The sequence below is a fragment of the Vibrio sp. 10N.247.311.13 genome (assembly GCF_041467595.1).
GTDB classification, from domain to species: Bacteria; Pseudomonadota; Gammaproteobacteria; order Enterobacterales; family Vibrionaceae; genus Vibrio; species Vibrio crassostreae_C.
Genome location: NZ_JBFSUX010000045.1, coordinates 1 through 26,210, shown reverse-complemented (window position 1 = coordinate 26,210; position 26,210 = coordinate 1). Strand labels below are relative to the sequence as shown.

At 45.2% G+C, this 26,210-nt stretch carries 30 protein-coding genes; 22 read left to right on the top strand and 8 right to left on the bottom strand.

The genetic code is table 11. The features are described 5' to 3' along the window. From flgB to AB6E52_RS16725, 3 genes are all read right to left on the bottom strand, one after another. Entirely contained in the window at positions 1-396 is a 396-nt protein-coding gene (gene flgB, locus AB6E52_RS16735; protein ID WP_004736175.1) for a flagellar basal body rod protein FlgB, read from the bottom strand. A gap of 255 nt (positions 397-651) precedes the next feature. Next, entirely contained in the window at positions 652-1,479 is an 828-nt protein-coding gene (locus AB6E52_RS16730; protein WP_004736174.1) for a protein-glutamate O-methyltransferase, read from the bottom strand. An 11-nt stretch (positions 1,480-1,490) separates the two neighbouring features. Then, positions 1,491-2,417 carry a chemotaxis protein CheV gene (locus AB6E52_RS16725; protein ID WP_017066180.1) on the bottom strand — a complete coding sequence of 309 codons (927 nt, stop codon included), beginning with the start codon at positions 2,415-2,417 and terminating at the stop codon, positions 1,491-1,493. A gap of 77 nt (positions 2,418-2,494) precedes the next feature. Here AB6E52_RS16725 and flgA point away from each other — a divergent pair, with 77 nt between their 5' ends. The 3 genes from flgA to AB6E52_RS16710 all read left to right on the top strand — a co-directional run bounded on the left by flgA (position 2,495) and on the right by AB6E52_RS16710 (position 4,229). Beyond that, positions 2,495-3,241 carry a flagellar basal body P-ring formation chaperone FlgA gene (flgA, locus tag AB6E52_RS16720; RefSeq protein WP_102321490.1) on the top strand — a complete coding sequence of 249 codons (747 nt, stop codon included), beginning with the start codon at positions 2,495-2,497 and terminating at the stop codon, positions 3,239-3,241. 178 nt (positions 3,242-3,419) lie between these two features. Beyond that, positions 3,420-3,737 carry a flagellar biosynthesis anti-sigma factor FlgM gene (gene flgM, locus AB6E52_RS16715; RefSeq protein WP_102321489.1) on the top strand — a complete coding sequence of 106 codons (318 nt, stop codon included), beginning with the start codon at positions 3,420-3,422 and terminating at the stop codon, positions 3,735-3,737. 66 nt (positions 3,738-3,803) lie between these two features. Then, on the top strand, positions 3,804-4,229 hold the full coding sequence (locus AB6E52_RS16710) for a flagella synthesis protein FlgN (RefSeq protein WP_102321488.1): 426 nt from the start codon (positions 3,804-3,806) through the stop codon (positions 4,227-4,229). Between the two features lie 240 nt (positions 4,230-4,469). Here the strand turns inward: AB6E52_RS16710 and flgP are convergent, their stop codons facing one another. Both flgP and AB6E52_RS16700 read right to left on the bottom strand, forming a co-directional pair. Next, entirely contained in the window at positions 4,470-4,901 is a 432-nt protein-coding gene (flgP, locus tag AB6E52_RS16705; protein ID WP_010439270.1) for a flagellar assembly lipoprotein FlgP, read from the bottom strand. Between the two features lie 9 nt (positions 4,902-4,910). Beyond that, positions 4,911-5,546 (bottom strand): FlgO family outer membrane protein, encoded by a 636-nt coding sequence (locus AB6E52_RS16700; protein ID WP_017064137.1) that lies wholly within the window; start codon positions 5,544-5,546, stop codon positions 4,911-4,913. A gap of 192 nt (positions 5,547-5,738) precedes the next feature. Here AB6E52_RS16700 and AB6E52_RS16695 point away from each other — a divergent pair, with 192 nt between their 5' ends. Both AB6E52_RS16695 and AB6E52_RS16690 read left to right on the top strand, forming a co-directional pair. Then, positions 5,739-6,872, top strand: a complete 1,134-nt coding sequence (locus tag AB6E52_RS16695) for a flagellar assembly protein FlgT (RefSeq protein WP_048615749.1) — start codon at positions 5,739-5,741, stop codon at positions 6,870-6,872. A 139-nt stretch (positions 6,873-7,011) separates the two neighbouring features. Then, the gene (locus AB6E52_RS16690) at positions 7,012-7,518 is read left to right on the top strand and encodes a hypothetical protein (protein WP_048659808.1); all 507 of its coding nucleotides are present in this window, start codon (positions 7,012-7,014) and stop codon (positions 7,516-7,518) included. A gap of 128 nt (positions 7,519-7,646) precedes the next feature. On the opposite strand, the gene AB6E52_RS16685 is transcribed toward AB6E52_RS16690, so the two are convergent. Genes AB6E52_RS16685 through AB6E52_RS16675 form a run of 3 tightly spaced genes read right to left on the bottom strand, consistent with a single transcriptional unit; the run spans position 7,647 to position 10,403 of the window. Further along, on the bottom strand, positions 7,647-8,888 hold the full coding sequence (locus AB6E52_RS16685) for an NAD(P)/FAD-dependent oxidoreductase (RefSeq protein WP_065584070.1): 1,242 nt from the start codon (positions 8,886-8,888) through the stop codon (positions 7,647-7,649). A 23-nt stretch (positions 8,889-8,911) separates the two neighbouring features. Further along, on the bottom strand, positions 8,912-9,985 hold the full coding sequence (locus AB6E52_RS16680; protein ID WP_065584069.1) for a methyltransferase: 1,074 nt from the start codon (positions 9,983-9,985) through the stop codon (positions 8,912-8,914). Between the two features lie 28 nt (positions 9,986-10,013). Beyond that, complete coding sequence (locus AB6E52_RS16675; RefSeq protein WP_017062271.1) at positions 10,014-10,403, bottom strand: hypothetical protein; 390 nt, start codon at positions 10,401-10,403, stop codon at positions 10,014-10,016. A 72-nt stretch (positions 10,404-10,475) separates the two neighbouring features. On the opposite strand from AB6E52_RS16675, the gene AB6E52_RS16670 reads away from it, so the two are divergent. The 17 genes from AB6E52_RS16670 (at position 10,476) to AB6E52_RS16590 (ending at position 26,124) form a co-directional block, all read left to right on the top strand. Continuing rightward, entirely contained in the window at positions 10,476-11,225 is a 750-nt protein-coding gene (locus AB6E52_RS16670) for a beta-ketoacyl synthase chain length factor (protein ID WP_170962821.1), read from the top strand. Next, complete coding sequence (locus AB6E52_RS16665) at positions 11,222-11,992, top strand: 1-acyl-sn-glycerol-3-phosphate acyltransferase (RefSeq protein WP_017064140.1); 771 nt, start codon at positions 11,222-11,224, stop codon at positions 11,990-11,992. Before AB6E52_RS16670 ends, AB6E52_RS16665 begins: the two co-directional genes overlap by 4 nt. 105 nt (positions 11,993-12,097) lie before the next feature. Next, positions 12,098-12,358, top strand: coding sequence for a phosphopantetheine-binding protein (locus AB6E52_RS16660; protein WP_004736154.1), 261 nt, complete (start codon positions 12,098-12,100; stop codon positions 12,356-12,358). Between the two features lie 10 nt (positions 12,359-12,368). Further along, on the top strand, positions 12,369-12,626 hold the full coding sequence (locus tag AB6E52_RS16655; RefSeq protein ID WP_004739745.1) for an acyl carrier protein: 258 nt from the start codon (positions 12,369-12,371) through the stop codon (positions 12,624-12,626). Beyond that, entirely contained in the window at positions 12,626-13,183 is a 558-nt protein-coding gene (locus tag AB6E52_RS16650) for a septation protein IspZ (RefSeq protein ID WP_048669155.1), read from the top strand. The genes AB6E52_RS16655 and AB6E52_RS16650 overlap by 1 nt, the downstream gene beginning before the upstream one ends. A 6-nt stretch (positions 13,184-13,189) precedes the next feature. After that, positions 13,190-14,578 carry an AMP-binding protein gene (locus AB6E52_RS16645; protein WP_102321487.1) on the top strand — a complete coding sequence of 463 codons (1,389 nt, stop codon included), beginning with the start codon at positions 13,190-13,192 and terminating at the stop codon, positions 14,576-14,578. An 88-nt stretch (positions 14,579-14,666) separates the two neighbouring features. Next, positions 14,667-15,029, top strand: coding sequence for a 3-hydroxyacyl-ACP dehydratase (locus AB6E52_RS16640; RefSeq protein WP_017062276.1), 363 nt, complete (start codon positions 14,667-14,669; stop codon positions 15,027-15,029). Then, positions 15,022-16,821 (top strand): glycosyltransferase, encoded by a 1,800-nt coding sequence (locus AB6E52_RS16635; protein WP_102321486.1) that lies wholly within the window; start codon positions 15,022-15,024, stop codon positions 16,819-16,821. Before AB6E52_RS16640 ends, AB6E52_RS16635 begins: the two co-directional genes overlap by 8 nt. Then, a complete protein-coding gene (gene hutH / locus AB6E52_RS16630; RefSeq protein WP_017062278.1) occupies positions 16,799-18,346 on the top strand; it encodes a histidine ammonia-lyase in 1,548 nt (515 codons plus the stop codon). Before AB6E52_RS16635 ends, hutH begins: the two co-directional genes overlap by 23 nt. A gap of 39 nt (positions 18,347-18,385) precedes the next feature. Next, on the top strand, positions 18,386-18,889 hold the full coding sequence (locus tag AB6E52_RS16625; RefSeq protein WP_102321485.1) for a thioesterase family protein: 504 nt from the start codon (positions 18,386-18,388) through the stop codon (positions 18,887-18,889). Continuing rightward, positions 18,876-19,556 (top strand): outer membrane lipoprotein carrier protein LolA, encoded by a 681-nt coding sequence (locus tag AB6E52_RS16620; protein ID WP_017062280.1) that lies wholly within the window; start codon positions 18,876-18,878, stop codon positions 19,554-19,556. The genes AB6E52_RS16625 and AB6E52_RS16620 overlap by 14 nt, the downstream gene beginning before the upstream one ends. After that, positions 19,528-21,900 carry an MMPL family transporter gene (locus tag AB6E52_RS16615; protein ID WP_048659798.1) on the top strand — a complete coding sequence of 791 codons (2,373 nt, stop codon included), beginning with the start codon at positions 19,528-19,530 and terminating at the stop codon, positions 21,898-21,900. The genes AB6E52_RS16620 and AB6E52_RS16615 overlap by 29 nt, the downstream gene beginning before the upstream one ends. After that, positions 21,897-22,520 carry a DUF3261 domain-containing protein gene (locus AB6E52_RS16610; protein WP_029235193.1) on the top strand — a complete coding sequence of 208 codons (624 nt, stop codon included), beginning with the start codon at positions 21,897-21,899 and terminating at the stop codon, positions 22,518-22,520. The genes AB6E52_RS16615 and AB6E52_RS16610 overlap by 4 nt, the downstream gene beginning before the upstream one ends. Before the next feature lie 5 nt (positions 22,521-22,525). Next, positions 22,526-23,725 carry a beta-ketoacyl-[acyl-carrier-protein] synthase family protein gene (locus AB6E52_RS16605; RefSeq protein ID WP_017062283.1) on the top strand — a complete coding sequence of 400 codons (1,200 nt, stop codon included), beginning with the start codon at positions 22,526-22,528 and terminating at the stop codon, positions 23,723-23,725. Next, a complete protein-coding gene (locus AB6E52_RS16600) occupies positions 23,718-24,182 on the top strand; it encodes a hotdog family protein (RefSeq protein ID WP_017062284.1) in 465 nt (154 codons plus the stop codon). Before AB6E52_RS16605 ends, AB6E52_RS16600 begins: the two co-directional genes overlap by 8 nt. Beyond that, the gene (locus AB6E52_RS16595) at positions 24,179-24,904 is read left to right on the top strand and encodes a 3-ketoacyl-ACP reductase FabG2 (protein ID WP_017062285.1); all 726 of its coding nucleotides are present in this window, start codon (positions 24,179-24,181) and stop codon (positions 24,902-24,904) included. The genes AB6E52_RS16600 and AB6E52_RS16595 overlap by 4 nt, the downstream gene beginning before the upstream one ends. Then, positions 24,901-26,124: a beta-ketoacyl-ACP synthase gene (locus AB6E52_RS16590; RefSeq protein ID WP_017062286.1), complete on the top strand. Its 1,224-nt coding sequence runs from the start codon at positions 24,901-24,903 to the stop codon at positions 26,122-26,124. Before AB6E52_RS16595 ends, AB6E52_RS16590 begins: the two co-directional genes overlap by 4 nt. Positions 26,125-26,210 lie beyond the last annotated feature (86 nt).

The window sequence follows — 26,210 nt, the reverse complement described above, 5'->3', positions numbered from 1 at the left end:
TTATTCCCCTTTAATCGCTTTAGTTAAATTCTTGAACTTACTTCCTAAGAAGTCGAGAGAGGCTTGATGCCTAATTTGGTTTTGCATGAAAAGGTTTCTTTCCAAATCCAAATCAACCGTGTTGCCATCTCCTGTATCAGGTTGGGTAGGAATGCGATACTTCGTTTCCCCGTTCACCGTTGTTGAGGCAGAAATGTGCCGACCATCTGTACGGCTAAGACCAATGCTTGCCCCAGAACTTGCCGCTTGCAGTGATTTCTTAAAGTCTAATCCCTTTGCTTTATACCCAGGCGTGTTTGCTTGCGCGATATTGGTGGAAAGCACCTCAGCGTTACGCTCACGTACACCAACTGTGTGCTGGTGAATGCCCAAAGCATTGTCAAAAGAAATAGCCATGTAAACCTCAACTCAAGAACTGACTGTTATGAAATAACCAAAGCAATATATATACCAACTTTTGAAACAAGGCGGTCTATCAATGCTTTTACAGGTTACTCGTGGGTAAACTTGCAATAAACAAGCCAAAAAATAGAGTAAATTGGAATGTCACTCTGACTTAAAGATATAGCTTAAGCAGGAAAAAGAAAACCCAGCACTTGGCTGGGTTTAAAATTTAGACGGTAACCTTACACCTAATATCGGTGCCGCTCGTTACTTTAATTTGTAGATGATGCCTGGATTACAGCGAACCATTTCAAAACGATCGGTTAAGCCTGTTAACGATTCAGACGCGCCCAATAGTAAGTACCCACCAGGGTTCAGGCTATTTGCCATCTGGTTAAGTACCTTTGACTTCATATCAGGCGAGAAGTAAATCAGCACGTTACGACAGAAAATAATGTCGAACTTGCCTAACAATGCATAGCTGTCCATCAGGTTCTGAGGGCGGAAGTTCACCATGCGCTTGACGTTATCTTTCACTTTCATACGGCCATCGCCCGCATCTTCAAAGAAAGTACGACGGCGCTCTGGAGAAAGTCCACGTCCCAATGCAAGGTTGTCGTAAGCGCCAGTGCGGCACATATCCAACATACTTGCTGAGATGTCAGTTGCGGTAATCGATACATTTGGCAGCATACCTGGCTTACGAGCTTGAGTTTCAAGAATCGTCATTGCCATTGAGTATGCTTCTTGGCCTGAAGAGCTTGCCGCAGACCAAATCTTAATAGGACGTTTATTTGCCGCTATTTCCGGTAGAAGCTTATCCGCAAGCACAGCAAACGGGTAAGTATCACGGAACCAAAGTGTCTCGTTCGTCGTCATGGCATCGACAGCAGCCACACGCAGCTCACGGTTTCGACCTGTTACTACATCTCTCAACAAATCAGACAAAGAAGCTAACTTAAACTTCGTTACTAATGGGCTTAGACGACTGCGCACTAAATACTGCTTGCTGTCACCTAATACAATGCCACATTGAGATTCTAAGAAACGGCTGAAATCGCGATACTCTTGATCACTTATTGTTATAGCAGTCATTAATGTCTCTTTTAGTTAGTTAACGCAGCTTTTACAGCTGCACCAAGCTCATCTGGGTTGAATTTAGCGATGAAGGAGTTAGCTCCAACACGCTCAACCATGGCTTGGTTAAATACACCACTCAACGATGAGTGTAAAATTACGTATAAATCTTTAAGTTCGGCGTGACGACGAATCTCAGCAGTCAGCGTGTATCCATCCATTTCTGGCATTTCGATATCAGAAATCACCAATGAAATCTGATCGTAAATACTGCCTTCTGATGACATCTGTATCAGCTTCTCGTAGGCTTCTTTACCATCCTTCACCGAGATAACTTCAAAACCAATCGACTCAATAGCACGTTGAACCTGCTTACGAGCAACGGTCGAGTCATCAGCAATCAAGATGCGGCGAACCAGTTCTTTCTCTTGTTCTACTTTCGCAATATCTTCAGCAATCTTGCTGTCCATTGTTTCATCAACAGGAGAAATTTCTGCAAGGATCTTCTCAACATCAAGAATTTCTACCAATTCATTATCAATGTTGGTTACCGCTGTCAGGTAGTTAGCTCTACCTGCGCCATCTGGCGGCGGAAGAATCGATTCCCAGTGCATGTTAATAATGCGCTCAACTGAACTTACCAAGAAACCTTGAATGGTTCGGTTAAACTCAGAGATAACCACAAAACACTTTTCAATATCCGTTGTAGGACGGCCACCAATCGCTAAGCTCAAGTCGATCACAGAGATCGTTTGGCCACGAATGTGTGCTACACCTTTAACCAGTGGGTTCAAGTTTGGCATCTTTGTCAGCTTAGGGCATTGCAGCACTTCTTTTACTTTAAAGACATTAATGCCGTAACGCTGACGCCCCATTAGGCGAAAGGTTAGTAATTCTAATCGGTTTTGACCGACGAGTTGCGTACGCTGATTCACCGAATCAAGAATACCCGTCATGAGCTCATCTCCATATCAAACTTTTTTGTATAAAAAGTGTTAGTCTACTGCAGGCTACGAACCACCAGAGAAACGGAATGACGTATTGTAAAACAAATTTGCCACCTCTTTCCATAGCAATGTGTAGAGCTACTTTTAAAACTGTCGCTAAGTTTATCGGCATTTTATCAATATTGTTTAGTTTTTTTGTACAAGCTGCGACCCCAGAACAAATTGAGATGATTCAGTCTGCAGCGGAGCAACATATCCTTGATACAGTTGAGCAGCCACAAGGTGGCGAACTCTTTGTTAATTCAGCAAATGTTGACTCAAGAATCAAAGCGACAGACTGCCCAGTGCCTTTAGAGACCAGCGCCTCAACCACCACCAATACCCGCAGCAGTATTACGGTTTTAGTGCAATGTGTTCCTGATGAGTGGCGCGTTTATGTACCCGTGCGTCTTTCGATGTCGGTGCCCCTTGTCACCACCACTCGTTCACTCGCGAGAGGCGAAATCGTCGGTCAATACGATGTCACCACCGCTATGATTTCTCTTAACAAGTTTCGTCGCCAAGGTTTCACAGCCCCACAACAAGTCATCGGCGCTAAGGTAAAAAAGAACCTAAGACCGGGCGATGTTGTAGAAAGAGGTGATATCTGTGTCGTGTGCCGAAACGAGAAGGTTATCATACAGGCAGTAAAAGGTGGCATGACCATTACCACCAAAGGGACTGCGCTTACCGATGGCTCTATGGGTGATCAAGTAAGAGTGAAAAATGACAAATCACAGCGTATAATTGAAGGAATTGTTACCAGCATGTCTGAAGTCACAGTTTACTTTTAACTCTTTACTTCTAAATTGACGGTATCGTTAGCGATTTCACTCTCTACTCTAACGCCAAATATAACGGCGGCGGTGTTTTGTCGCTTTTCGACTATTGAGCTAAAAATTGCTAAAGTATTCGAACCCTTGGTCGATATTGACTGTACAGGTTCCCATTTTTGAAGAAAAAGGCTTAACTATGGCAGGCATTGATAATATTCGTTCAGGGCAAACCCTAGCGACCACTAACCGATCAGCAGTACGCTCTGATTCTAGTTCTGAGGCATCACGTTCTGATGTATCAACTAAATCACCAGCAAGCAAAGATGCGGTTTCACTTAGCCAACAAGGCAAAGCGATTGGTCAGCTCCACCAAGATATGGCAGCACAACCAAGCTTTGATTCTGTGAAAGTAGCAGCGATCAAAGAAGCGATTGCGAACGGTTCATACACTGTTGATCCAGAAAAACTGGCAGACAACATGATCAAGTTCGAAGATGAATTAAAAGGTCTTTAAGCCAACACTCACTTTTGATTGAAGTGATTGTCTTAAAGCATACGAGGTTATGAATAGGTTTACGTTATGGCGGCACTAGCAGATTTAGTTAATTTTCAACTTCAAAATGCCAAAGCCTTATCTGAATTATTAAGTTCAGAGAAAACCGCTATTACGAGCCGACAATCAAACGATATTGAGCGAATCGCCAAAGAAAAAGTAGTCCTTGTTGAACAATTAAGATCAACCGATCAGCGAATCGCGACCCATACCAATATCTCAGAACTGACCGAGAACCCTGAACTTGCTCAGTTAGTCAGCAAGATCCAGTCCATAGTGCACGATTGCCAGCAAGCGAACCTTGTGAATGGCGAAGCCTTGAATCGAGCACACCTTAGCTTCAAAAAACTCAGCAATATGATGCAGCAAAGCCACGGTAAAATTGGCATGACCTACAATGCCGGTGGTCAAACGCATACTATTTCCACGCTGGGAACCAACGTAAAAGCCTAGTTAAGCTACCTCTTCAACAACACTCCTACTTAAGTCTGTATCTCAGGCTATTTCTGTCGTTGTTCTTTATCAAAATTTCTAATCAGCCTTTGAACACCCTGACAAAATCGATAAACAAAAAAGCGGCAAGTATTTTCATACTTGCCGCTTTTACATCCATATTAGTTATTGGTTGCCGATATGCCATCTGGAAAGCGAGTAGCAACCAATATCACTGAATATTCAATTCGAACACCGAAATTAGAACAGTGTTTGTTGTCTCTTCTCAGGTACTGCCTGAACTTCACCGTAGTTACGTAGCTGATCCATCTTGCGAATATCCAACTGAAGCTCTGTTACGTAGCTATCACCCACAGGGTAACTGCGCACCACTTCTGCGCCACGGATAACACCATCAACCGCACCTGACGTACGCTCTGTACCAAGCCGTTGATCTTCAAGTTCTGCTCGACCGCTTACTCGCATGCCGTAAACCTGTTCAGCAAGCTCACGATAAGCATCGATCTTAGAGGCTCTCATCGCGCGGATACGTCTCTCTTCGTCGTTACGACCTTTCTGCTCACTGATACTCGCATAGCCAACAGCCACTAAGAAATCATCAGGTCTCATGCTCTGCAATGGCTGACAGCCAACAAGCAATAAAGCGGCAACAACAAATATTAACTTCTTCATCTCGAACTCCTAAGGGCGAAGAATAACAGTATAAGGCTGGCTGATCGTTGGGTCAGAACGAATGATAACGCCATCTTGAGTTCGAATACTGTTTAGAGTATCTAGGTCACGACCAATACGGTCTGCAGGCAAGAAGCCTTGTGCCGTCGCCACGACAATGCGAGTTTGCATGCCAACAACACGAGCATTGACTAACACACCACCTTCTTGGCGAAGCATAGTGCCTGTCAGTACGTACTGTACGTCTTGTTCTTGAGCTAAGTCTTTCCAATCGCGGCTTAACGCAAAGTCACCTTGATGAGTCACTTGAATAGAACCTGTTGTTTTGAAATCAACAACCTTGAAGCCACGACGCTGAAACTGATGAATGAAACCTTCTGATACCGAGTTTCCTAGCCAGTTCGTTGTGTCCATGTGTTGCAGGTCAACAAACGACGTAATCGCTATCGGAGTTCTTGCTGAGATACTCGTATTCGAAATGATCAGATCTTCGGTCATACTTTCCACGAAGAAATCCATGGTATGACGAGGGCTATCCATCAACATAAACTGACTGCCTGAATATTCAGACTTGCCGTTATAGATTGGCGAATAAGCGCATGAGGTCAACAACATGACACTCATTACTACGAGCCATTTTTTCATTCTCTTATCTCCAGATAGGTTTAGTGCTCCCTGTTCCAATATGTTCTCACCATTATTCTTTTCAATGGATTACAATGTTGGAACAGTCTTTGCTTTTCATTAATGGTTCAGATTAAGAAAAACGCACTTAAGTCAGCTTCAAGCTTATAGTTATTTGTTAAGCAATATTTATACCCAACTGGTAACGAATAGATGAAAAAAATAATTTCTTACTTATTTTCAATAAGTTCACTGATAACCATAAGCTTCAGTGCTCATGCCTCTTGGTATGAAGTTACCGGTACAGCAGCCATCGTATCGTCAGAGAGCGCCGCAAGGGTCCATGCTTTGGAAGACGCGGTATATAAAGCGATCCAGTTCTCAGGAGCCGACATTGGTAGCATTGCTAACCTCACGCCGTACCTCGACGCAAACAAGAAAGAGTTTCAATTTACCAATCATGAAGTGCGCTACATCTTGGTAGAAAAAGAGAAAAAACGCAGTGGCAATATAATGATCACCGCAAGGATCGATATCTATCCTTCGGCAAATGCTTGCCATGAGAGCCAATACAAGAAGACATTTTTGGTCGGCAACATTGATGTGACCTCCCCTCAGCAAGCAGTGATGGGCAGAATCTATAACATTGGTGATGATTTTGGCCATGTCGTGGATCGACAGCTGGCGCAAGAATCTCGCAGCTTTGTTTCCGTTGGCACGACCAATTACGATATCGACAAGCGTCGACCAGAGGTGATCAAGATGATCGCCCAAGACACTGGCGCGCAGTACATCATTGGTGGTGACATTACAGATTTAACCGCGACCATCGAATCCAAGCTTTTGAAAGATGACATCATCAATCGTCAGTTTGCGTTAGAGATGCAAGTCTTCGATGGCAAAACAGGACATCAGGTTTACAACCGCAGCTATCGTGAAGTGGCAAAGTGGCCATTTGCTAAGACCAGTGAAGTGGACACCCGCAGTGCTCGTTTCTGGGCATCAACCTACGGCAGTATGATGCTGCGTGTTAGCCGCAATATTATGTTGGACTTGGAATCTGAAGTGTCATGTAAAATCACGCTTCCAGAGGTGGCAGCGGTATTTGGTAACACTGTGACCATTGATTTAGGTCGAATGCATGGTGTTCAACAAGGTGACAAGCTGCAACTGTGGCACACAGGTTCGTTTATCGACCAACGCGGCTTGCCACGTAATAAGGTATCTCAAAGCGATATCACACTGACGGTTTCTCGCGTTTATGAAAACGAAGCAGAACTGACGATCGACCAACCAAGCCTTGCAGGAAGCATTCAAATTGGTGATGTGATGCAGAAAATCATGTAGTTAGCGACACGCCCGTCTCATAGTTTCTAATAAAGCCTTAGCACTTTTGTTAAGGCTTTATTTTTTTCATGGGTATTAGTTTCGGTTTTGCAGTATTTGGCGTAATCTTATTAATAACATAATCATCACTTAGCAAACTATGAGTCAGAATAATCTAATTGGTGCTACCGGTTACCGCTTTATCTCGAAAGGTAAAACCGCTTTTAAGATCCACATTCATACTCCCGAAGATACGGTGCTGCATCGGTCGGTCGGTTTTGTTCGTATGGGTGAAGACAAAGCACTAAAGAAAACCATTAAATTAAGAGATGAACTGGGCAGACAGCTTTGGGGTAAATTTTGGCCCAAAGTCCTCAAAGAGCCCTACCTAATGACGCGCCTGCCTCATAGTTTAGAACCCAAAATTGTATTCAAGCCAAATCCAACTCAGAATGATCCTGAGCACCGCGACGAGTGCTACATCGCTAAGTGGCGCGTCTTCTCTGAGAATGGTGACTACAAGTACAAAACCAAGGTATGTTCAATCAGAAAGCACGGCCGACTTGCAGCTTATAGCCAAACCAAACGTGCGCTGCTTGATGCTCACAAAGACGTAATTGATCTACTTATATTTATGGGACGATTGAACAGCATCGACTTAAAATAGGCTTAAATCCGATTAAGCTGACCACCCATATTTTTCAGATACAAAAACAGCCGCACATTGCGGCTGTTTTTAATTTATGACGATCCATCGTGACAATTTAGAGTATTGCTACATACAAAATCGATTACCTAGTTTCGGCATATCTCAGCCAGTGTCGCCAATCGGCGCTTAGACTCTTTCACATAAGGGTTGGCTTGATCCCATGCGTAACCCGCCAGAATTGAGCACACCATCTGCTTAATCTTTGGATTTGGATCTTGATAGAAAATCACATCCTGCAAAGTACCTGAGTACCACCCCTCAACATACGTTCTAAAGGTGTTTACACCAACCATCAACGGAGCGGCATAATCGCGTTCCCAATCTACCTTCTCACCGTTAAGTTGCTTTTCGACACACTCAACCGCAAACTGTGCCGACTTCATCGCAATCGTCACGCCTGACGAGAACACCGGGTCAAGGAACTCGCCGGCATTGCCAAGCAACGCGTACTTATCCGTCGCCAAATGTTTTACATTGGCAGAATAGCCACCAATTTCACCCGCAGGGTTTGGATACTCGGCGCTTGCCAGTATCTCAGCCAAGCCCGGCTCTTCCGCTGCCAGCTGTTTAATTGCAGCAATCTTGTCTTCTGGATAGGACTCAAAGAACTTAGGCTCTCCTACCACACCAAACGAAGAGACACCGTTACTAAACGGGATCAACCAATACCAAACATCAGGGTTGGTTGGATGCACAGAGATAAGAATTTTATTTCGGTCATATTCAAGATCGGTATCCACCTCTGCAATATGATCGTTAATGTGCGTAAAAATAGCTTTGCGTGGAGGAAGCGATGACGGCTCTTCCAAGTTAAGCATTTTTGGTAGCACTCGACCAAAACCACTGCCATCCAGAACGTATTGAGCTTCTATCTGATAACGCTCTCCACCCAGCACTTGTACATCTAAAATGGTGCTGTCGTCGGTGAAATTAATGCCCATTAACTCATGTTGGTAATCAATGCAGACACCCTGCGCCTCAGCCGTATCTGCCAAAACCTTATCAAAGGCACCTCGCTGAACCTGAAACGTGGTTCCAGGGCCAGAAGAGAACTTGTCTTCAAAATTGAACGCCGTATAAACACCATTTTTGCGAAAGGCAGCGCCATCTTTGTATTGGAAGTTAGCGTTGATCACTGCGTCAGTCATCCCAGCCTGTTCAATCACTTCCATACAAGCTGGTAATAGGCTTTCACCAATAGAAAAGCGAGGGAATACGCTCTTTTCAATCACTCGAACATCGATGCCTTTTTTATGAAGTAAAGACGCAGCAATAGACCCTGATGGCCCAGCTCCGATGATCACCACTTGAGTTGATAGTTTTTTCATTATTTAAGCCATGTTTGTTATTTTTATTGCGCGCCAGCTTTCAATTCAAGAAGCGTGTGACCAAGACCGATATCGTCGGTGCGAGTTACCACTTCAAAGCCCGCTTCTTCAACGATCTCTAAGAAATCTTCACTGCGGTAAAAACGGCTGTTGCCATTTGCCAAGCAGGTAAAGTAGAGAGACGTCGCGTTTAAGCTATAAGAAGCCGCATCGTATTTCTGTGCATCCCAAAACAGTTCAAGGATATAGACAGTCGCGTCTTCTGACATATGAGAGCGAACGCGCTTTAATATGCTCAGAATCTCCATTGGCGAGAAACAATCAAGGAACTGACTCATCCACCAAACATCCGCGCCCGTTGGCAGAGTTTGCTGTTTATCGAGCATATTCGCTGGGAATGGCGTGACTCGCTCTTGATGACCATGCTTTGCCGCGTTTGCCATTGCCATTTCTAGCTGCTGTGGCAAATCAACAATCGTCACCTCAACGTCCGCATCATGGTTGCAGCATTGCATCGCCCACTTACCCGTGTTGCCGCCGATATCCACCAGCGACTTAGGTTTCTTGCTGAAGACTTTTTCAAGTAACACAGGGAACGAGCGATCCGAATAGAAGTGATCAAACTTGAACCAACTCTCTTTTGCTTTTTCTGGCAATTGAGACAAGCCTTGGTAAATGGTTTCCCAATCACCCAACTCTTTCAAGCCTGCAGGTGTGCCTTCTTCAATCGCTTCTGTTAGATGCATCATCGCGGCATAACAAACATCGGCTGTGAAATCCATGTTTGCGTTAGTCATACCATCATGCAGAAGGTAGAAACCAAGGTTAGCCATTTTGTAGTTAGGCTTTTCCCAAGTCACAATATGAGCACTTAACGCCATATCGAGCAGGACTTTCACGCCGTACTCAGAGACACCGGTCGATTCAGAGATAGACTCTGCTGGTAAACCCTCGTTGCCCGCGTCATCTAACGCTTTCAAAATGCCTAAATCACGAAGTGTACGAGCAGTATGAAAAACAATCGGAGCGAAAGACAATTTCTGCGCTTCTGTTTTTGCTTCTAATGCGTTGAATGGATCTAATTTATATTCCGACACGAAAAACCTAACTTTAAATAATAGAGAGTTACTCAGCTGCCATTTGCGCAAGCTTACGTTTAATATCAACGTTTAAGTTATTAACCCAACGGTTGTAATTACGGTGTATTTCACCATCGTCGTACTTCAAATTCTCTGATTCAACGTAAAGAATAGAGTAAAACTTATCACTATAAGGAATTTCAACCACAGCGTGGTGCGAACGAACATACAATTCAGCGCGGATCAAACCAGGCTTTATTTCTGAAACCAACCAGCCTCGATTTTCAGCAGATTCAGAAATAGCTGATTTAACCTGTTTACTTTGAAGATTCAGTGCAACTGGAGTATCCTCAACATTCATTACAGGTTGGACGCGTCCACATCCTGCAAGAACGAATATGAATAACATTGAAACTGCTATTTTTAGTAATTTCATTTAAATTCCTTATCTGTGTTTATTTATAAGCGCGCATAGTATTTAGTTAGACTCAAAGCAAATCAATACTCTATGTCAAATCAATCCCAATTAATGTCGTTTAATATTGAGAAATGGTCTGCAAATTCGGCTGGTCTCAATTCTGTTGCCCAATGGCAAGCGTGGAGCACTAATTTAGATTGGCCACAAGATGGCTCAACTGAATTTAAAGCGATCCCACCGATGATGCGCCGCCGAATGAGCCTACAAAGTAAATTGGCCGTTCAAACTGCATTGACACTCTTAAAAGACAACTCGATTGATTATCTGGTTTTTGCCAGTCGACATGGTGAACTGCACCGAACCGCAACCTTGATCCAGTCGATATTGGAAGGTGATGATGCCTCGCCAATGGCGTTTTCACAGTCCGTGCATAATACAGCTGCAGGGTTAACTACCATCGCAGCGAAAGCACCAATCCCTCTGACCTCTATTGCGGCCGGCCAAGATACTTTCCACAACGCTCTGATCGAAGCTTATCTTTACCTACATCAGTACCCGTCACATCGTGTACTCGTCATTGACTTCGACCAGCCTTTGCCTGAGCTTTACCAAGAATACGAAACACAAGACTATACGGATTATGCTCTGGGCTTAGTGCTCAGCGTTGGCAGTGAATATTCTATTACTAGAACAGTAGAAGCCAACCAAGCACCTTCCGTGTTACCACAAGGGCTACAAACGCTCCAACATATCTTATTGGGCGCAAATAAGTGGGCTATTGCTGGCAAGCACCAAACTTGGTCTTGGGTAAATAACACCGAGACAGGTCCACAATCATGAGCAAAATCGACCAATATTGGCGAGTATTCGCGACAGGGCTGTGCTTTACCATCTTTGGTCTAGGTGGCTTAGTATTAAGCTTCTTAATCTTACCCACTATCGCGCTAACGACTTCCAACACCATTAAAAGAGAGCTTAAAGCACAGCGATTGATTCGTTTCTCATTCAACGCCTTTTGCCAAATCATGAAGTTCACCGGAGCAATCGATTACCGAATTGATGGTGCAGAACTACTGCGTAACGACCGTAACTGCATTATCGTCGCCAACCACCCAAGTTTGATTGACTATGTGCTGATCGCCTCTCAACTTCCTCAATGTGATTGCCTCGTCAAAGCGGCCATTTGGGAAAACCCTTTTATGAAAAGGATTGTCAAAGCGGCAGGTTATATACCGAACCAAGCCCCTGACGATCTTTTAGAGCGCTGTGAAGAACGCTTCTCACGTGGCAATGTCATGCTGATTTTTCCCGAAGGAACTCGCACAACGCCAGGAATTGAACCATCCTTACAGCGTGGGGCGGCACAAATCGCGACTCGAACACAAACCGATTTACGCGTGATTCATATTACGGTTTCTCCGACATTCTTAACGAAAGAGAAAAAATGGTATCAAGTTCCTGCGTCGAAGCCCTTTTTTCATGTCGCGGTGAAAGGTAAAATAGAAGTCGAACCATTTATTGAAGGCTCAAATAATTTAACTTCGGCAGCAAGGCGCCTTAATCATCATCTTGCACAAACAATTTTCCCTTCCGAAGAAAACATTTAGCGTATCAATAACATAACAGGCGATATCGGCATTTCGAAAATACCTCATATAATGTAGAATCGCCCCCTTAAAGCAGCATTCAGATAAAGCATTAAGTAGGCCAAAGTGGAAACATTACACAACGAACTGAAACAACTGATCATCGACGCATTGAACCTTGAAGACATGAGCATTGATGAGATTGAAACGGAAGCTCCACTATTTGGTGATGGACTTGGACTAGACTCTATCGATGCCCTTGAGCTTGGCCTTGCTATCAAGAAAAAGTACAACATTGTTATCGATGCAGATGATTCAAACACTCGACAGCACTTTGCGTCAGTTGAAAATCTAGCGAACTACATCTCTTCTCAAACGAATAACTAGACAGATCTTTATGACACAAGCTAACCAACAAGAAGTATACAACCAGGTTAAAGATGCGCTTATTGAGCTGTTCGAGCTTGATGCTGAAGATATCACCCCTGAAGCTCATCTCTATCTTGATCTAGACCTAGACAGCATTGATGCCGTTGATTTGGTCGTTCACCTACAGAACGTCACAGGTAAGAAGATCAAACCTGAAGAGTTCAAAGCAGTGCGCACCGTTAATGACGTTGTCGAATCTGTGGTTGAACTATTGAAGGACGCCTAATGCGTCCTCTGCTGACTTTACTGTCGGCAATTATACTTTTCACTTATCCAATAGCGGTTTACTTTGGACTCAACAAGTTTGGCTTACAAACCGTTGGTATTGCCTTAGCCGCTATCTTTGCTGTACGCATTTTCACCGGCGGTCAGGCTAAAATCAAAGAGCTAAAACACCTAGCTTGGATCAGTGGAAGTGCCGGTATTGTTCTGCTGGCTTTAGGCTTAGCCTTTAAGCAACACGGCTGGCTAACCTATTATCCCGTTATCGTTAATGTTTGTATGCTGGTTGTATTCGCTTCGAGCCTATGGCAACCACAAACGATTATCGAACGTCTTGCTCGCCTTCAAGAGCCTGAACTTCCGCAAAGTGGCGTTGATTACACACGACAAGTCACCAAAGTGTGGTGCTTGTTCTTTGTTATCAATGGCTCTATTGCCCTTTACACCTGCTTCCAACCGCTAGAAGTATGGACCCTATACAATGGCTTACTCAGCTATCTGTTTGCAGGGTTACTCTTTGCAGGAGAGTGGGTAGTAAGACAGCGCATTCGTCAGAGTTAAATTGTTATGACCCAAACCGTATCTTACACCTCGTTGTCTGAGCTTCTTAGCCAGGACAGAGCCCCTGAATCTATTGTCTGCTTTGACGACAATAGCGAGATTACGTGGCAAACATTTAACGACGACTTATCTCAACTCGTACAATTTTTGTCTTTATCCCCTTTTCAACGAATCGCGATTTGTACCCAAGACAGCTACCTATTTGCGGTGGCCTTTTTGGCATGTACAGCAGCCAACAAACACATCATCTTACCGGGCAACTACCAGCCATGTGCGCTTGCTGAGTTAAGTAAGCAGTTTGATTGCCTGCTAGTTGATAACTCGATTGGCGAAGTTGAGGTGAATGACGTTCGTAATATCCAAACCTTATTGGATTCAAACACTGAAGCACAAAAACCTCTAACCGAGAATCTTACGACCATTGATTTGGCAACAGTCCCATTAACTCTGTTCACTTCAGGTTCAAGTGGCACGCCAAAAGCGATAGATAAAACGTTAGAGCACCTCGATATTGAGACCGCTCAGTTACACAAGAACTGGGGTGAGTTACTCAAGGGAAAGCAAATCCAAAGCACAGTTTCTCATCAACATATCTATGGTTTGCTGTTTAGAATCTTATGCCCACTATGCTCTGGTGTTCCATTTGCTCGACACAACCTTGAATACCCAGAACAGATCTTATCTCACGCAAATCAAAACTGTGTACTGATCAGCAGCCCAGCGCTACTTAAACGATTAAAGCATGAGACCAACAAGGTACAACTTGCAGGAATCTTCTCTTCGGGTGGTCCATTGCCTACCGAGTCGGCTCACCAGTCACGAGATCTGCTTGGTCATTTACCGATTGAAGTCTTTGGTAGCACAGAAACCGGTGGCATCGCATTTCGTCAGCAAGAGAGCGCTCAAACGCCTTGGCAGCTTTTTGCCTGTATTGAGGCTAGTCTCAACAGTGAGAGTTGCATTAAGTTATTGTCGCCGTACATCGATAAGAATAACTGGTATCAAACCTCTGATGAGTGCGAGATGGTCTCGGAGAATCAATTCATATTGAAGGGCCGAACGGACCGAGTGATCAAGATAGAAGAAAAGCGAGTATCACTGGTTGAAGTGGAAAAGCGACTGGAGCAACTGCCTTGGATAAGTGAGTGCGTGGTTATTCCATTTGAGGAGCCTGAGCGATTAATATTAGCCTCTGTTTTGGTATTATCAGATGAAGGCCAAGCCGCTCTATCGACCATGAGCAAAGGTAAATTCTGGTTGATGCTGCGTACAGAACTCAGAAAGTGGTTAGAGCCAATCGCAATCCCGAGAAAATACCGTGTTGTCGATGAGATCCCCCTCAACAGCCAAGGTAAGCGATTAACATCTCACATAGAACAGCTAATAAAATCATAGAAACCGCTGATCGTATTTTACACTGAGATTATCTTTTTATATTTTTGTCAAAGAACCAATATTTGCCCAAGGATTCTAAGCACGCCCTATGGATAAAAGAAAACCAAACATCATTGCTGTAGACACGGTAGAAAATGAATCGACCCTGACACTTCATGTTAGCGGAGATATCACCGACTTTAATGGGCACTTCAAGAGCTTCCCTATTCTACCTGGCGTCACGCAAATTGATTGGGCACTTCACTACGCAGTCCAAGAGTTAGGCGTTCCTGGTTTCTTTAAAGGAATGGAAGTCATTAAGTTCCAAGAGCCTATCCTGCCTGACGCTACAATCCAGCTATCACTCAAATGGGATGCTGACAAAGACAAGCTGAGCTTTAGTTACACATCAAACAACGGTGAACAGACCCACTCTTCAGGCAAAATGAAGCTGGGAGAAAAAAGTGAATAGCGCTCCCGTCGAGGCTACTTCTCAACACCACACAAAAGAAAGCAGCTACAAGGCTTGCTTCCTTATCCCGTGCTTTAACCATGGCGCAACCATGCCGGCTGTGGTGTCGTCACTTCATCATTTTGAGTTACCGATCATCATCGTTGACGATGGCAGTGAACTCACAACAAAACAGTTTCTGTCTCCCCTAGCAGAGAATTCAAACGTAACCTTGGTGACGCTTGAACAGAACCAAGGTAAAGGCGGCGCAGTAAAAGCCGGAATCAAAAAAGCGCAGCAACTAGGCTTTAGCCACGCTATTCAGATAGATGCTGATGGGCAACACGACCAAGAAGCCTTGCCAACATTGATTGAGGCCTCACAAGCTAAGCCACAACGTCTGATATCAGGCCAGCCTATCTACGACGACAGCGTACCCAAAGCAAGGCTCTATGGGCGCTACGCGACACATATCTGGGTATGGATAGAAACCCTTTCTTTATCAATTAAAGACAGCATGTGTGGCTTTAGAGCGTATCCTATCAACCAAACTCAAACTGTGTTGAATAAGTACGATGTTGGTTCGAGAATGGACTTCGATATCGAGATTTTGGTTCGCCTGTATTGGGAAGGTTGCGACATAGACTTCGTTGAAACGCGCGTTATCTATCCTGAGAACGGCATCTCTCATTTCGATGCGTTGTGGGATAACGTCAAAATCAGTTGGATGCATACACGTCTATTCTTCAGCATGCTGCCAAGAGCACCAAAACTGATTGCTCGCCATTTCAAATCCGATTCAGCTGATAATAACCCAAATTTATCGACTGATTCAGAGCCGCAAGCTTCTGAACAACCACACTGGTCCCGCACTCAAGAACGCGGCACAGTATTAGGCATTAAGCTGTTATTAGCCATTTATACCTTGTTAGGTCGCGGTGTGTTCAACCTCATTCTGCGTGGTGTGATGCGTTACTACCACTTGACGGGCCAGCGTGCGCGAAACGCTTCCGAACAATATCTATTCCAATTAAAAGCCTATGCGGAACAGCAAAATATTGAGCTCCCCGGAGAACTAACCAGTTACAACCATCTGCTTTCATTTGGCCATACGATGCTCGACAAGCTCGCGGCATGGAAAGGTGATTTCTCGGCAGATAACCTGACTATTCATGGCCAAGACCAGTTCGAGAGCATGGTGGCAAATAAGCAAGGTGTGCTAATCCTTGGATCTCACCTTGGCAATATTGAGCTGTGCCGAGCTTTAGGTCGCAGACACTCGAACATCAAAATCAACGCCCTGGTTTTTACAGAACACGCCGAACGTTTTAATTCCGTGATGAAAGCGGTTAACCCGCAGTCTGATTTAAATCTGATTCAGGTGACATCGATGGGGCCTGATACCGCTATCTTGTTACAACAGAAACTAGAGCAAGGCGAATGGATCGTGATTGTTGGCGATCGAACTTCCACCAGCAAAGAGAGCCGCTCAGTATGGGCTGAGTTCTTAGGTAAGGAAGCTCCATTCCCTCAAGGTCCATTTATGTTAGCCTCGGTTCTCAAAGCACCCGTATTTTTGCTGTTTGGGTTACGTGACGACTCACAATCTAAGCCGCATTTTAATGTCTATTTCGAGCATTTTAGCAACAAGATCGAGCTACCAAGAAAGACTCGCGAACAATCTTTACAGCAAGTCGTGCAAAAATACGCAAATCGACTTCAGCACTACACACTGCAAGCACCGCTTCAGTGGTACAACTTTTTTAATTTTTGGACATTGAGCAAGCACCATGACGAAAAAGAATCCAAATAGCATCACCTTTGGTGCCGAGCGCCTCACGATTGAGGATGTTGTCGCTATCTCACAAGGCGCAAAAGCCTCGATGAACACAAGTGAAGCATTCACATCTAAGATCGACCGTGGTGTCGCTTTCTTAGAACGCCTATTGAAAGAAGAAGGTGTGATTTACGGTGTAACGACGGGTTACGGTGACTCATGTACGGTTGCGATTCCGCCAAACCTAGTTGACGAGCTACCACTGCATTTAACACGTTTTCACGGCTGTGGTTTAGGTGAAATATTGTCTCACGAACAAGCTCGTGCAGTCCTTGCAACTCGTCTTTGTTCGTTATCACAAGGTGTCTCTGGTGTGACTCACGATCTACTCAACCAGATCGTTACCCTAATCAACCAAGACATCTCACCACGCATTCCTCAAGAAGGATCGGTGGGTGCCAGTGGCGACTTAACACCTCTGTCTTACTTAGCCGCAGCACTGATTGGTGAGCGTGATGTAATCTACAAAGGTGAAGTGCGCCCAACCAGTGACGTCTACAAAGAGTTAGGAATTAGCCCTATCAAACTTAAGCCAAAAGAAGGCTTGGCGTTGATGAATGGTACGTCTGTAATGACGGCATTAGCTTGTATCGCTTACAAGCGTGCGGAATATCTAGCTCAGCTATCAACTAAGATCACCGCTATGGTATCAGTCGGTATGCACGGCAATGACTTCCATTTCGATGAAGCGCTGTTTGCAGTCAAACCTCATCCTGGTCAACAACAAGTTGCTGCATGGCTGCGTGATGATCTGCAAGCGGATCGCCCGCCACGTAACAGTGATCGCCTCCAAGATCGTTACTCTCTGCGCTGTGCTCCACATGTTATCGGCGTGGTTCAAGACTCTCTGCCTTGGCTACGCCAAATGATCGAGAACGAGCTAAACAGTGCCAACGACAACCCAATTATCGATGGTGATAATGAGCGCGTACTGCACGGTGGACACTTCTACGGTGGACACATTGCAATGGCGATGGATACGTTAAAAACTGCAGTTGCGAACCTTGCTGATCTGCTTGACCGTCAAATGGCTCAGCTGATGGACTACAAGTTCAACAACGGTTTGCCATTCAACCTAACGGGTGCTGAAGGCGAACGTAAGCCAATCAACCACGGCTTTAAAGCAGTACAGATTGGCGTTTCAGCTTGGACAGCAGAAGCATTGAAACACACCATGCCAGCAAGCGTATTCTCTCGCTCAACTGAGTGTCACAACCAAGATAAAGTGAGTATGGGCACCATCGCAGCTCGTGACTGTTTACGCGTTCTAGAGCTAACCGAACAAGTGGCAGCAGCGTCACTACTGGCGGGGACACAAGCACTCGAACTTCGTAAGCGCCACAATGAGCTTGATGAGCACCACATGAGTGAGAACCTCAAGCACATTCGCGACGAAGTGCTTAAGGAGTTTGAATTTATCGTAGAAGATCGACCACTTGAAGGCGATCTACGCCACTTCATTGCTCGTATTCAAAGTCAGCACTGGTCACTTTACTCATAAAGTAGCCAACCCTTTACGCAATATTGTTGAGAGCGATTTATGTCTGAAATCCTTCACCCATTACAATCTGAGGTGACGCTTATCACCTCATTCCAAGATGCCGACCCAATGGGCGTGATCTATCACGGCAACTACTTCCGATTCTTTGAAGAAGTTAGGCGCATCATGATGGATAAGATTGAGTACAACTACCATGAGATGAAGGATTCTGGCTACATGTGGCCTATCATCGATACCCGCGTGAAATACATTAAGGCGATACCGTTTAATCACAAGATTAAGGTAACGGCGAAACTCACCGAGTGGGAAAATCGCCTGCGCATCGATTATGAAATTCATGATGCTCTAACCGGTGCTCGAATGACACGTGCTCACACCATGCAGGTTGCCGTCACCATCGAAGAACAAGAGATGTGCTTTGCCTCACCCAAAGTGTTTACTGACAAAGTCGAACACTGGCACCAATTTGGTTGCTTACCTCTAGCAACTGAACATCAAACACAAACCTCTAACCCACAGCAGGTGAACCATGAATCTGTTTAAACGCAGTCGCAAATACATCAATATCGCGCTAATTGGACTTACTGCGATGATGACAAGCGGCCTTGTAAGCGCCAAAGAAAACTCTGCTGCTGTCAATTCTATTTCAGAGCTGCAGACGGTGCTCAGCGAAAATAGTATTGTGCGTGGTGAGTTCACTCAAACACGCAATATGGAGATGTTCGCCCAGCCTTTAACGTCACAAGGTACATTTCTGTTAGACAAATCAAGTGGCTTACTCTGGACACAAACCACTCCGTTTCCCGTGAACTTAGTGCTCACCGATAACAAACTGAGCCAAAGGTTTGCCGATCAACCCGCAAAAATCATCACCGACAAAGAAAATCCAATGGCGTTTTATTTCAGCCATATCTTCTTGTCAGTGTTTCATGGGGACACGCAAAAACTTCAGGAACAGTTCGCACTCAATTTTGAGCCCGCAACTAACACCAGCTCTGATGAAAATGTACAAGCATGGACACTGACTCTAAAGCCCAAAAATGCACCGATGAATGCGGTGTTTGAGGCTATCACGCTGCAAGGCAACAGCGATATTGAACGTATTGAGTTGAAAGAGATTCGTGGAGATAGCACAGTGATCGAATTCAGTCAGTTAAGCCATCTACCGGAAGTATTATCAGATGCTGAAGCGAAACAATTCCAACTCTAGTCTTGCCCTTGTTTGGCTTGTTGTTGTAATGCTGTTTAGCGGGTTGTTGACCAAACAATTCGCTTTTTCTTCGTCGGTACCGATTGAAAGCAACATTCTAAAGTTACTGCCCGAAAACCAGCAAGACCCAATGGTAGAGCAAGCCTTTCAGCAGATATCCAGCTCGATGAGCGAGCAAGTGGTATTTATCATAAGCGCTCCCGATATCGAACAAACCATGGTTGCGACCGACGCTTTTGAAAAAGCTCTCAACCAAAGAACTTTTTCAAGTCAGCCAACTCTGTTTAAGCAAGTTCAAGGTAAAATCAACGCCAGCACTCAAAGCCAGTGGAGCGATTTCTATTTTCGTCACCGATCTCAACTGCTGACCCAACAACAAAAAGAGACGCTGACACACTCGCCTGATTCGCGAGCTCAATATGTCATTCAGTCTCTGTACAATCCATTCTCAGGCGTCACTGCAGCAGAGTTATCTCTCGACCCATTCTTGTTATTTCGCGACTACATCAGTGCTATTGGCGTCCAATCAAGTAACTTTGTTCTGAAAGAGGGCTATCTCACGGCCCAGTCGAATGAGCAAACTCATATTTTAGTCACGGCTACTCTGGCGGACTCACCTTATAGCTTGGCGATTCAAGAACAACTTCCAGATCTTGATTCAATTGAGCGCGAGGTCGAAAAACAATTTGGCGTCAAGGTGCAGCATACTGGTGTGGTGTTCTACGCCAATTACGGTACCGAAAGCGCGAAATCAGAAATCAGTACCATTGGTTTGGGCTCATTGGCAGGCGTTATTTTATTGGTGTGGCTGACATTTCGTAGTGCGCTACCACTTGCCTTATCTTTACTCTCAATCAGTACAGGATTATTGGTTGCACTGGCAAGCACTGTCGCTATCTTTGGTAAGGTGCATCTATTCAGCTTGGTGTTTGGCGCTAGCTTGATTGGCGTATCCATCGATTACTCTTTTCACTATCTCACTGACCGTTTGGCCGCAGGAAGCCACTGGCAGAGCGATAAAGGCCTAAAGCATATTTTCATTGCCATCACTCTAGGTTTAATCACCAGCTTAATCGGATACTTAGGGCTACTGGTTGCGCCATTCCCAGGCTTGCAGCAACTGGCTCTGTTTTCGTCGATTGGACTGATCGCAGCTTACGCCAGTGTGGTGTGCTGGTACCCCGTTTTAGCGGTAAAACCAGGCCAAGAGCGCCCTCTTCCCCTGTCGAAACTTTGGCATACTTGGTTAAGCCTTTGGAGCAACCAAAAATTTAGAATTGGCTTACCGTTAACAGTGACTGTCGTTAGCTTGATGTCACTCAGTCAAATTCGTTACGACGACGATATTCGCCAGCTTCAGGCTATGCCCGAACAACTCAAACAACAAGAGCAAGCCATTACTGAGATATCAGGGTTAGGCAGTGGTCAAAATATGCTTTTGGTCACAGCTCAGAGCGACCAAAAGCTACTCAAAAAATTGACAGAAATCACCACAAGCTTAGATTCGCTGGTCAATAGCCAAGGTATCTCCGGGTATCGCAGCATCAATCAACACTTGTTAAGTAAACAAGAACAGCATGATAACTATCAGTTGGTTGAACAACTCTATAGTCAACAAAGCCATATATTACAAAGCTCTCTCGGTTGGTCTACGTTTCCAGAACTACCAAAATTCGAACCAATCACGGTATCTGGATTTTTGGAGTCTCCAGTCTCAGAGCCTGTTCGACCACTTTGGTTAAAACCTATCGACGGGCAAGCAGCGTCGGTCATTTTGATAAAAGACGTCACTGATGCTGAGCTGTTCTCACAGTGGTTGGAGTCAGATTTTGCTCAGAAGCAAGGTGTGAAACACCTCAATAAAGCGGATGAAATCTCCTCTCTTTTTGCTGAGTACCGCGTCAAGATTACCGAGCTGTTATTGATAGCATTGGCAGCTATTGGCATGCTGTTAGGCTGGCGCTATGGTGTGAAGCAAAGCCTGTTAATGCTGTTGCCTTCATTGATTGCAGGCGTAGCAGGTTTGGCGGTCACGGGCATTTTAGGCTCGACACTGAACCTATTTAACCTGCTTGGTTTGATTCTGATTTTAGGGATTGGCATAGACTACACCCTGTTCTTTGCTGAGCAAAAGAAATCGCTGAGCACCTTATTAGCGATCACCTTGTCAGGTCTCACAACACTACTTTCATTCGGCTTACTGTCGCTGAGCCAGACTCATGCTATTCATAGCTTCGGGGTGACGGTTCTGACAGGGATCTTTGTCGCTTGGCTGCTTTCTCCACTCGCGATCAACAGTAGTAAAAACGTAGAAGGACCAATTACTCGAGAGGCTTTTAGATGATCCAGACATTAAAGGTAACCTTCGCCATACTAGTGGGCATTCTAATGAGTGCCTGCTCGATGGTTTCTCAGCAGCCAAGTGGTGCGAGCGTGTCTATCGATCAAGACACCGATCTAGCACTACCACTGCCAGCTGAACTGGGATACTCATTAACAGCCAGTCAGTTGATTAGCGCTACGTGGGAAAATGATACACAGCAGCTTCCGGTTCAAGTCGAAGTCACACCAGGTAAAGTGGTTTTGGCGGGGTTCTCCTCTTGGGGTACTCGCATTCTATCGCTGCAATACCAGAATCAAGTAATTGATACGCAGGTTTTGTCTGGGCTTGGCGCAACTTTGCCACAACCTGAACAGGTGCTATTTAATTTAATGCTTACCTTATGGCCGGCTGAAGCATGGGCTCAGCCTTTACAAAGCATAGGTTGGCACCTAGTCGATACCGACAAAACAAGAACCGTATTTGATGAAAACCAACAGGCAATCATTCAAATTGATTACCAAACAGATCCTGGTACACACAAAACGGCAGGCGACATTGTTTTCAAACATTTGACCCTGGGCTACAACATCACCATACAAACGTTGAACTCAACGATTGTCGACAATCCAAGTAAGAGTTGAACACTATGCCTATTTACATCCAAGACTGTGGTTTCCACTCAGCGCTAGGCTCAGAGATTGCCGATATTCATGGCTGTCTAAAAGACGAGCGTGAATCAAATATGGTCGAAGTGCACGATATGCTGAACGATGGTAAACACACTGTCGTTGGTCAGATCGCGGGTGAACTACCACCGATTCCTTCAGATCTTACGCAATACGCCACTCGCAACAATCAACTGGCGCTGTCGGCTCTTCACCAAATTGAAGATTCTATCGAGCAAGCCAAATCTCAGTTTGGCGCAGATAGAATTGCTGTTGTTATTGGCACCAGCACATCTGGGATCTCCGATGGTGAAGCAGTCTTCAAACAAAAATTGGCAAACGGCGAGTTTCCAGCAGATTACCATTACTCAAAACAAGAGCTTGGTGATACCTCAGAGTTCGTTAGCCAGTATTGCGCATTAACGGGGCCAAACTACGTCATATCTACGGCTTGCTCATCCAGTGGCCGCGTATTTCTGACCGCCCAGCGCTTATTAGATTCAGGTATGGCTGATGCCGTGTTAGTGGGTGGTGTGGATACATTGTGTAAGCTGACACTCAATGGTTTCCACGGTCTTGAAGCACTCTCAACAACACATTGTAAGCCATTTAGTGCAACCCGAGAAGGTATCAACATAGGAGAAGCAGCGGCATTTATGTTGCTCAGCAAAACAAAGTTAGCCGGTGTTAATGCAGCACAAGACACGTCAAACATTGCCTTATTGGGCTGTGGGGACAGCTCTGATGCACACCACATTTCAGCGCCTCACCCTGAAGGCAATGGTGCTGAACAAGCAATGAAAAAAGCGTTACATTCTGCACAGTTAAACGCAGAAGACATTGGTTATATCAATGCACATGGTACAGCAACACCACTCAATGACTCGATGGAAAGTAAAGCCATTCATCGTATTTTTGCAAACAAGGTTCCCGTCAGTTCTACCAAACCGCTGACCGGGCATACTCTAGGCGCAGCAAGTGCGATTGAGGCTGCAATTGCGTGGCATATTTTGAAATATGACTTACCGCTTCCCTTACAAAAATGTCAGGATAAAGCTGAAGATATTGAGATTGATTTGGTAAACTGTTCACAGAAACTTAAAGCAAAGAACATCTTAAGCAACTCGTTTGCTTTTGGTGGCAACAACATTAGCCTGATTTTTGGTGTAGTAAATGACTGATATCCCTTCTGTAGACCAACTTCTCCCTCACGATGATCCGATGATATTAATCGATCGTGCTATCAGCGTAGAGGCGTTGTCGATCCACTGTCAGGTCGATATTGGTGACCATAATCTGTTCTTTGACGCCGAATCTCAAACGGTACCAGCATATGTTGGAATCGAGTTTATGGCGCAGTCTGTAGCGGCATGGTCTGGATATCACGCACTTAAAAACGGCACCACGCCCCCAATCGGATTCTTACTCGGCTCTCGTCGCTATAAATCACTGTGTGATGAGTTTACTCAAGGTCAGACCCTTGATATCTACGCCGAACAGATGATGGAAGACAGCGGTATGGCTGTGTTTACCGCAAGAGTCGAAGACCGAGGTGAGTTAGTGGCTCAATGCCAACTCAACGTCTACGTGCCGACCGAACAAAAATTACAAGAAATGAAAACTAGGAGCCCATCATGAGCCGTCAGGTTTTAGTCACTGGTGCCAGTAAAGGTATTGGTAAAGCGATCGCTATTCAACTCGCGAAAGACGGGTTTGAAATCGCCGTTCATTACATGGGTGACAAGCAAGGTGCTGAAGAGACGCTAAAGTCGATCACCGAACTGGGTGGCGCTGGACGTCTTATTCAATTTGATATCAGCAAACGAAGCGAGTGTCGCGAAAAGCTTGAGTCTGATATCGCTGAACATGGTGCTTACTATGGTGTAGTGAACAACGCGGGCATTACTCGTGACACTGCATTCCCCGCGATGACGGAAGAAGAGTGGGATGGTGTGATCCATACCAACCTAGATAGCTTCTACAACGTACTTCACCCTTGTGTAATGCCTATGGTTCAAAAGCGTAAAGGTGGCCGTATCGTCACTCTAGCGTCGGTATCCGGCATTATGGGTAACCGTGGTCAAACTAACTATGCTGCAGCAAAAGCGGGGGTGATTGGCGCAACTAAGTCTCTTGCTCTAGAACTCGCAAAACGCAAGATCACGGTAAACTGTGTCGCTCCTGGCTTAATTGACACAGGTATGGTTGACGAGCACGTGAAAGATCATGCACTTCCTCAAGTACCACTGCGCCGTATGGGTGAGCCGGAAGAAGTAGCCGGCCTAGTCAGCTACCTAATGTCTGATATTGCAGGCTACGTAACTCGCCAAGTGATTTCAGTAAATGGAGGCTTAGTATGACCCGCCGCGTTGTTGTAACTGGAATGTCTGGTGTTACTGCTTTTGGTAACGACTGGCAACAGATAGAGCCTAAGCTAAAGGCCTGTGAAAATGCGACTCAATATATGCCAAGCTTCGAGCAATATGATGGTCTCAACACAAAACTTGCCGCGCCTATTGATGACTTCCAACTGCCTAAACACTACAAGCGTAAGCAAGTGCGTGGCATGGGCCGTGTATCACGCCTAGCTACCGTTGCGACTGAGAATGCATTGGAGCAAGCCGGCTTAATTGGTCACGATGTATTGACCAATGGCGAAACTGGTATCGCTTACGGCTCTTCAACTGGCAGTACCGATGCGGTTGGTGCTTTCGGAGTAATGCTGAACGAGAAGTCGACACGAGCAATCACAGCAACCACTTACGTTCAAATGATGCCACACACAGCCGCGGTAAACGTAGGTCTGTTCTTTGGTCTGCGTGGCCGCGTGATTCCCACCAGCAGCGCCTGTACTTCAGGAAGCCAAGCCATTGGTTACGCCTATGAAGCGATCAAGCATGGTTACCAAACCGTAATGGTTGCCGGTGGTGGTGAAGAGTTATGCCCAACTGAGTCTGCCGTTTTCGATACCCTTTTCGCTACCAGTTTAAAAAACGACACACCCAAGAAATCCCCTAGCCCATACGACAGCGAGCGTGATGGCTTGGTTATCGGCGAAGGCGCTGGAACCCTGATCCTTGAAGAGTACGAACATGCTGTTGCTCGTGGCGCAAAGATCTACGCAGAAATCATAGGTTTTGCGAGCAACTGTGATGCGGCTCATGTGACTCAACCTCAGATGGAAACCATGCAAATCTGTATGGAGAAAGCATTGAGAGACGCACAACTTCCAGCTGAGAAGATTGGCTATGTTTCTGCGCACGGTACTGCGACTGAAAAAGGTGATATTGCAGAGAGTAACGCGACAGCGAATATCTTTGGTGAAGTACCAATCAGCTCTCTTAAGAGTTACTTTGGCCATACGCTTGGTGCATGTGGTGCAATTGAAGCGTGGCTCAGCCTAGAGATGATGCATAGCGGTTGGTTCAGCCCAACCCTAAACCTTAAGAATGTCGATGAACAGTGCGGCAAGCTCGATTACATCACGGGCTCAGGTCGCGAATTGGATGTTGAATACTTGATGAGCAACAACTTTGCTTTTGGTGGAATCAACACCTCTATCATCTTCAAGAAAGTCTAAGCTTAGCTACATAAAACGCTAAGTAAATAAAAAGGTTCATCGCGGATTAGCGGGAACTAAAAACAAAAACGGTAGTAAGTGATATG

Bases quoted from the DNA above. Each gene is read 5' to 3' on its own strand.
- AB6E52_RS16615 (WP_048659798.1), top strand. From the start codon at position 19,528: ATGCTGAAGCGAAACAATTCCAACTCTAGTCTTGCCCTTGTTTGGCTT.
- AB6E52_RS16655 (WP_004739745.1), top strand. From the start codon at position 12,369: ATGACACAAGCTAACCAACAAGAAGTATACAACCAGGTTAAAGATGCG.
- hutH (WP_017062278.1), top strand. From the start codon at position 16,799: ATGACGAAAAAGAATCCAAATAGCATCACCTTTGGTGCCGAGCGCCTC.
- AB6E52_RS16600 (WP_017062284.1), top strand. From the start codon at position 23,718: ATGACTGATATCCCTTCTGTAGACCAACTTCTCCCTCACGATGATCCG.
- AB6E52_RS16665 (WP_017064140.1), top strand. From the start codon at position 11,222: ATGAGCAAAATCGACCAATATTGGCGAGTATTCGCGACAGGGCTGTGC.
- AB6E52_RS16645 (WP_102321487.1), top strand. From the start codon at position 13,190: ATGACCCAAACCGTATCTTACACCTCGTTGTCTGAGCTTCTTAGCCAG.
- AB6E52_RS16605 (WP_017062283.1), top strand. From the start codon at position 22,526: ATGCCTATTTACATCCAAGACTGTGGTTTCCACTCAGCGCTAGGCTCA.
- AB6E52_RS16700 (WP_017064137.1), bottom strand. From the start codon at position 5,546: ATGAAAAAATGGCTCGTAGTAATGAGTGTCATGTTGTTGACCTCATGC.
- AB6E52_RS16620 (WP_017062280.1), top strand. From the start codon at position 18,876: ATGAATCTGTTTAAACGCAGTCGCAAATACATCAATATCGCGCTAATT.
- AB6E52_RS16625 (WP_102321485.1), top strand. From the start codon at position 18,386: ATGTCTGAAATCCTTCACCCATTACAATCTGAGGTGACGCTTATCACC.
- AB6E52_RS16695 (WP_048615749.1), top strand. From the start codon at position 5,739: ATGAAAAAAATAATTTCTTACTTATTTTCAATAAGTTCACTGATAACC.
- flgP (WP_010439270.1), bottom strand. From the start codon at position 4,901: ATGAAGAAGTTAATATTTGTTGTTGCCGCTTTATTGCTTGTTGGCTGT.
- AB6E52_RS16650 (WP_048669155.1), top strand. From the start codon at position 12,626: ATGCGTCCTCTGCTGACTTTACTGTCGGCAATTATACTTTTCACTTAT.
- AB6E52_RS16675 (WP_017062271.1), bottom strand. From the start codon at position 10,403: ATGAAATTACTAAAAATAGCAGTTTCAATGTTATTCATATTCGTTCTT.
- flgA (WP_102321490.1), top strand. From the start codon at position 2,495: ATGACGTATTGTAAAACAAATTTGCCACCTCTTTCCATAGCAATGTGT.
- AB6E52_RS16725 (WP_017066180.1), bottom strand. From the start codon at position 2,417: ATGACGGGTATTCTTGATTCGGTGAATCAGCGTACGCAACTCGTCGGT.
- AB6E52_RS16595 (WP_017062285.1), top strand. From the start codon at position 24,179: ATGAGCCGTCAGGTTTTAGTCACTGGTGCCAGTAAAGGTATTGGTAAA.
- AB6E52_RS16690 (WP_048659808.1), top strand. From the start codon at position 7,012: ATGAGTCAGAATAATCTAATTGGTGCTACCGGTTACCGCTTTATCTCG.
- flgM (WP_102321489.1), top strand. From the start codon at position 3,420: ATGGCAGGCATTGATAATATTCGTTCAGGGCAAACCCTAGCGACCACT.
- AB6E52_RS16670 (WP_170962821.1), top strand. From the start codon at position 10,476: ATGTCAAATCAATCCCAATTAATGTCGTTTAATATTGAGAAATGGTCT.
- flgB (WP_004736175.1), bottom strand. From the start codon at position 396: ATGGCTATTTCTTTTGACAATGCTTTGGGCATTCACCAGCACACAGTT.
- AB6E52_RS16590 (WP_017062286.1), top strand. From the start codon at position 24,901: ATGACCCGCCGCGTTGTTGTAACTGGAATGTCTGGTGTTACTGCTTTT.
- AB6E52_RS16710 (WP_102321488.1), top strand. From the start codon at position 3,804: ATGGCGGCACTAGCAGATTTAGTTAATTTTCAACTTCAAAATGCCAAA.
- AB6E52_RS16730 (WP_004736174.1), bottom strand. From the start codon at position 1,479: ATGACTGCTATAACAATAAGTGATCAAGAGTATCGCGATTTCAGCCGT.
- AB6E52_RS16610 (WP_029235193.1), top strand. From the start codon at position 21,897: ATGATCCAGACATTAAAGGTAACCTTCGCCATACTAGTGGGCATTCTA.
- AB6E52_RS16640 (WP_017062276.1), top strand. From the start codon at position 14,667: ATGGATAAAAGAAAACCAAACATCATTGCTGTAGACACGGTAGAAAAT.
- AB6E52_RS16685 (WP_065584070.1), bottom strand. From the start codon at position 8,888: ATGAAAAAACTATCAACTCAAGTGGTGATCATCGGAGCTGGGCCATCA.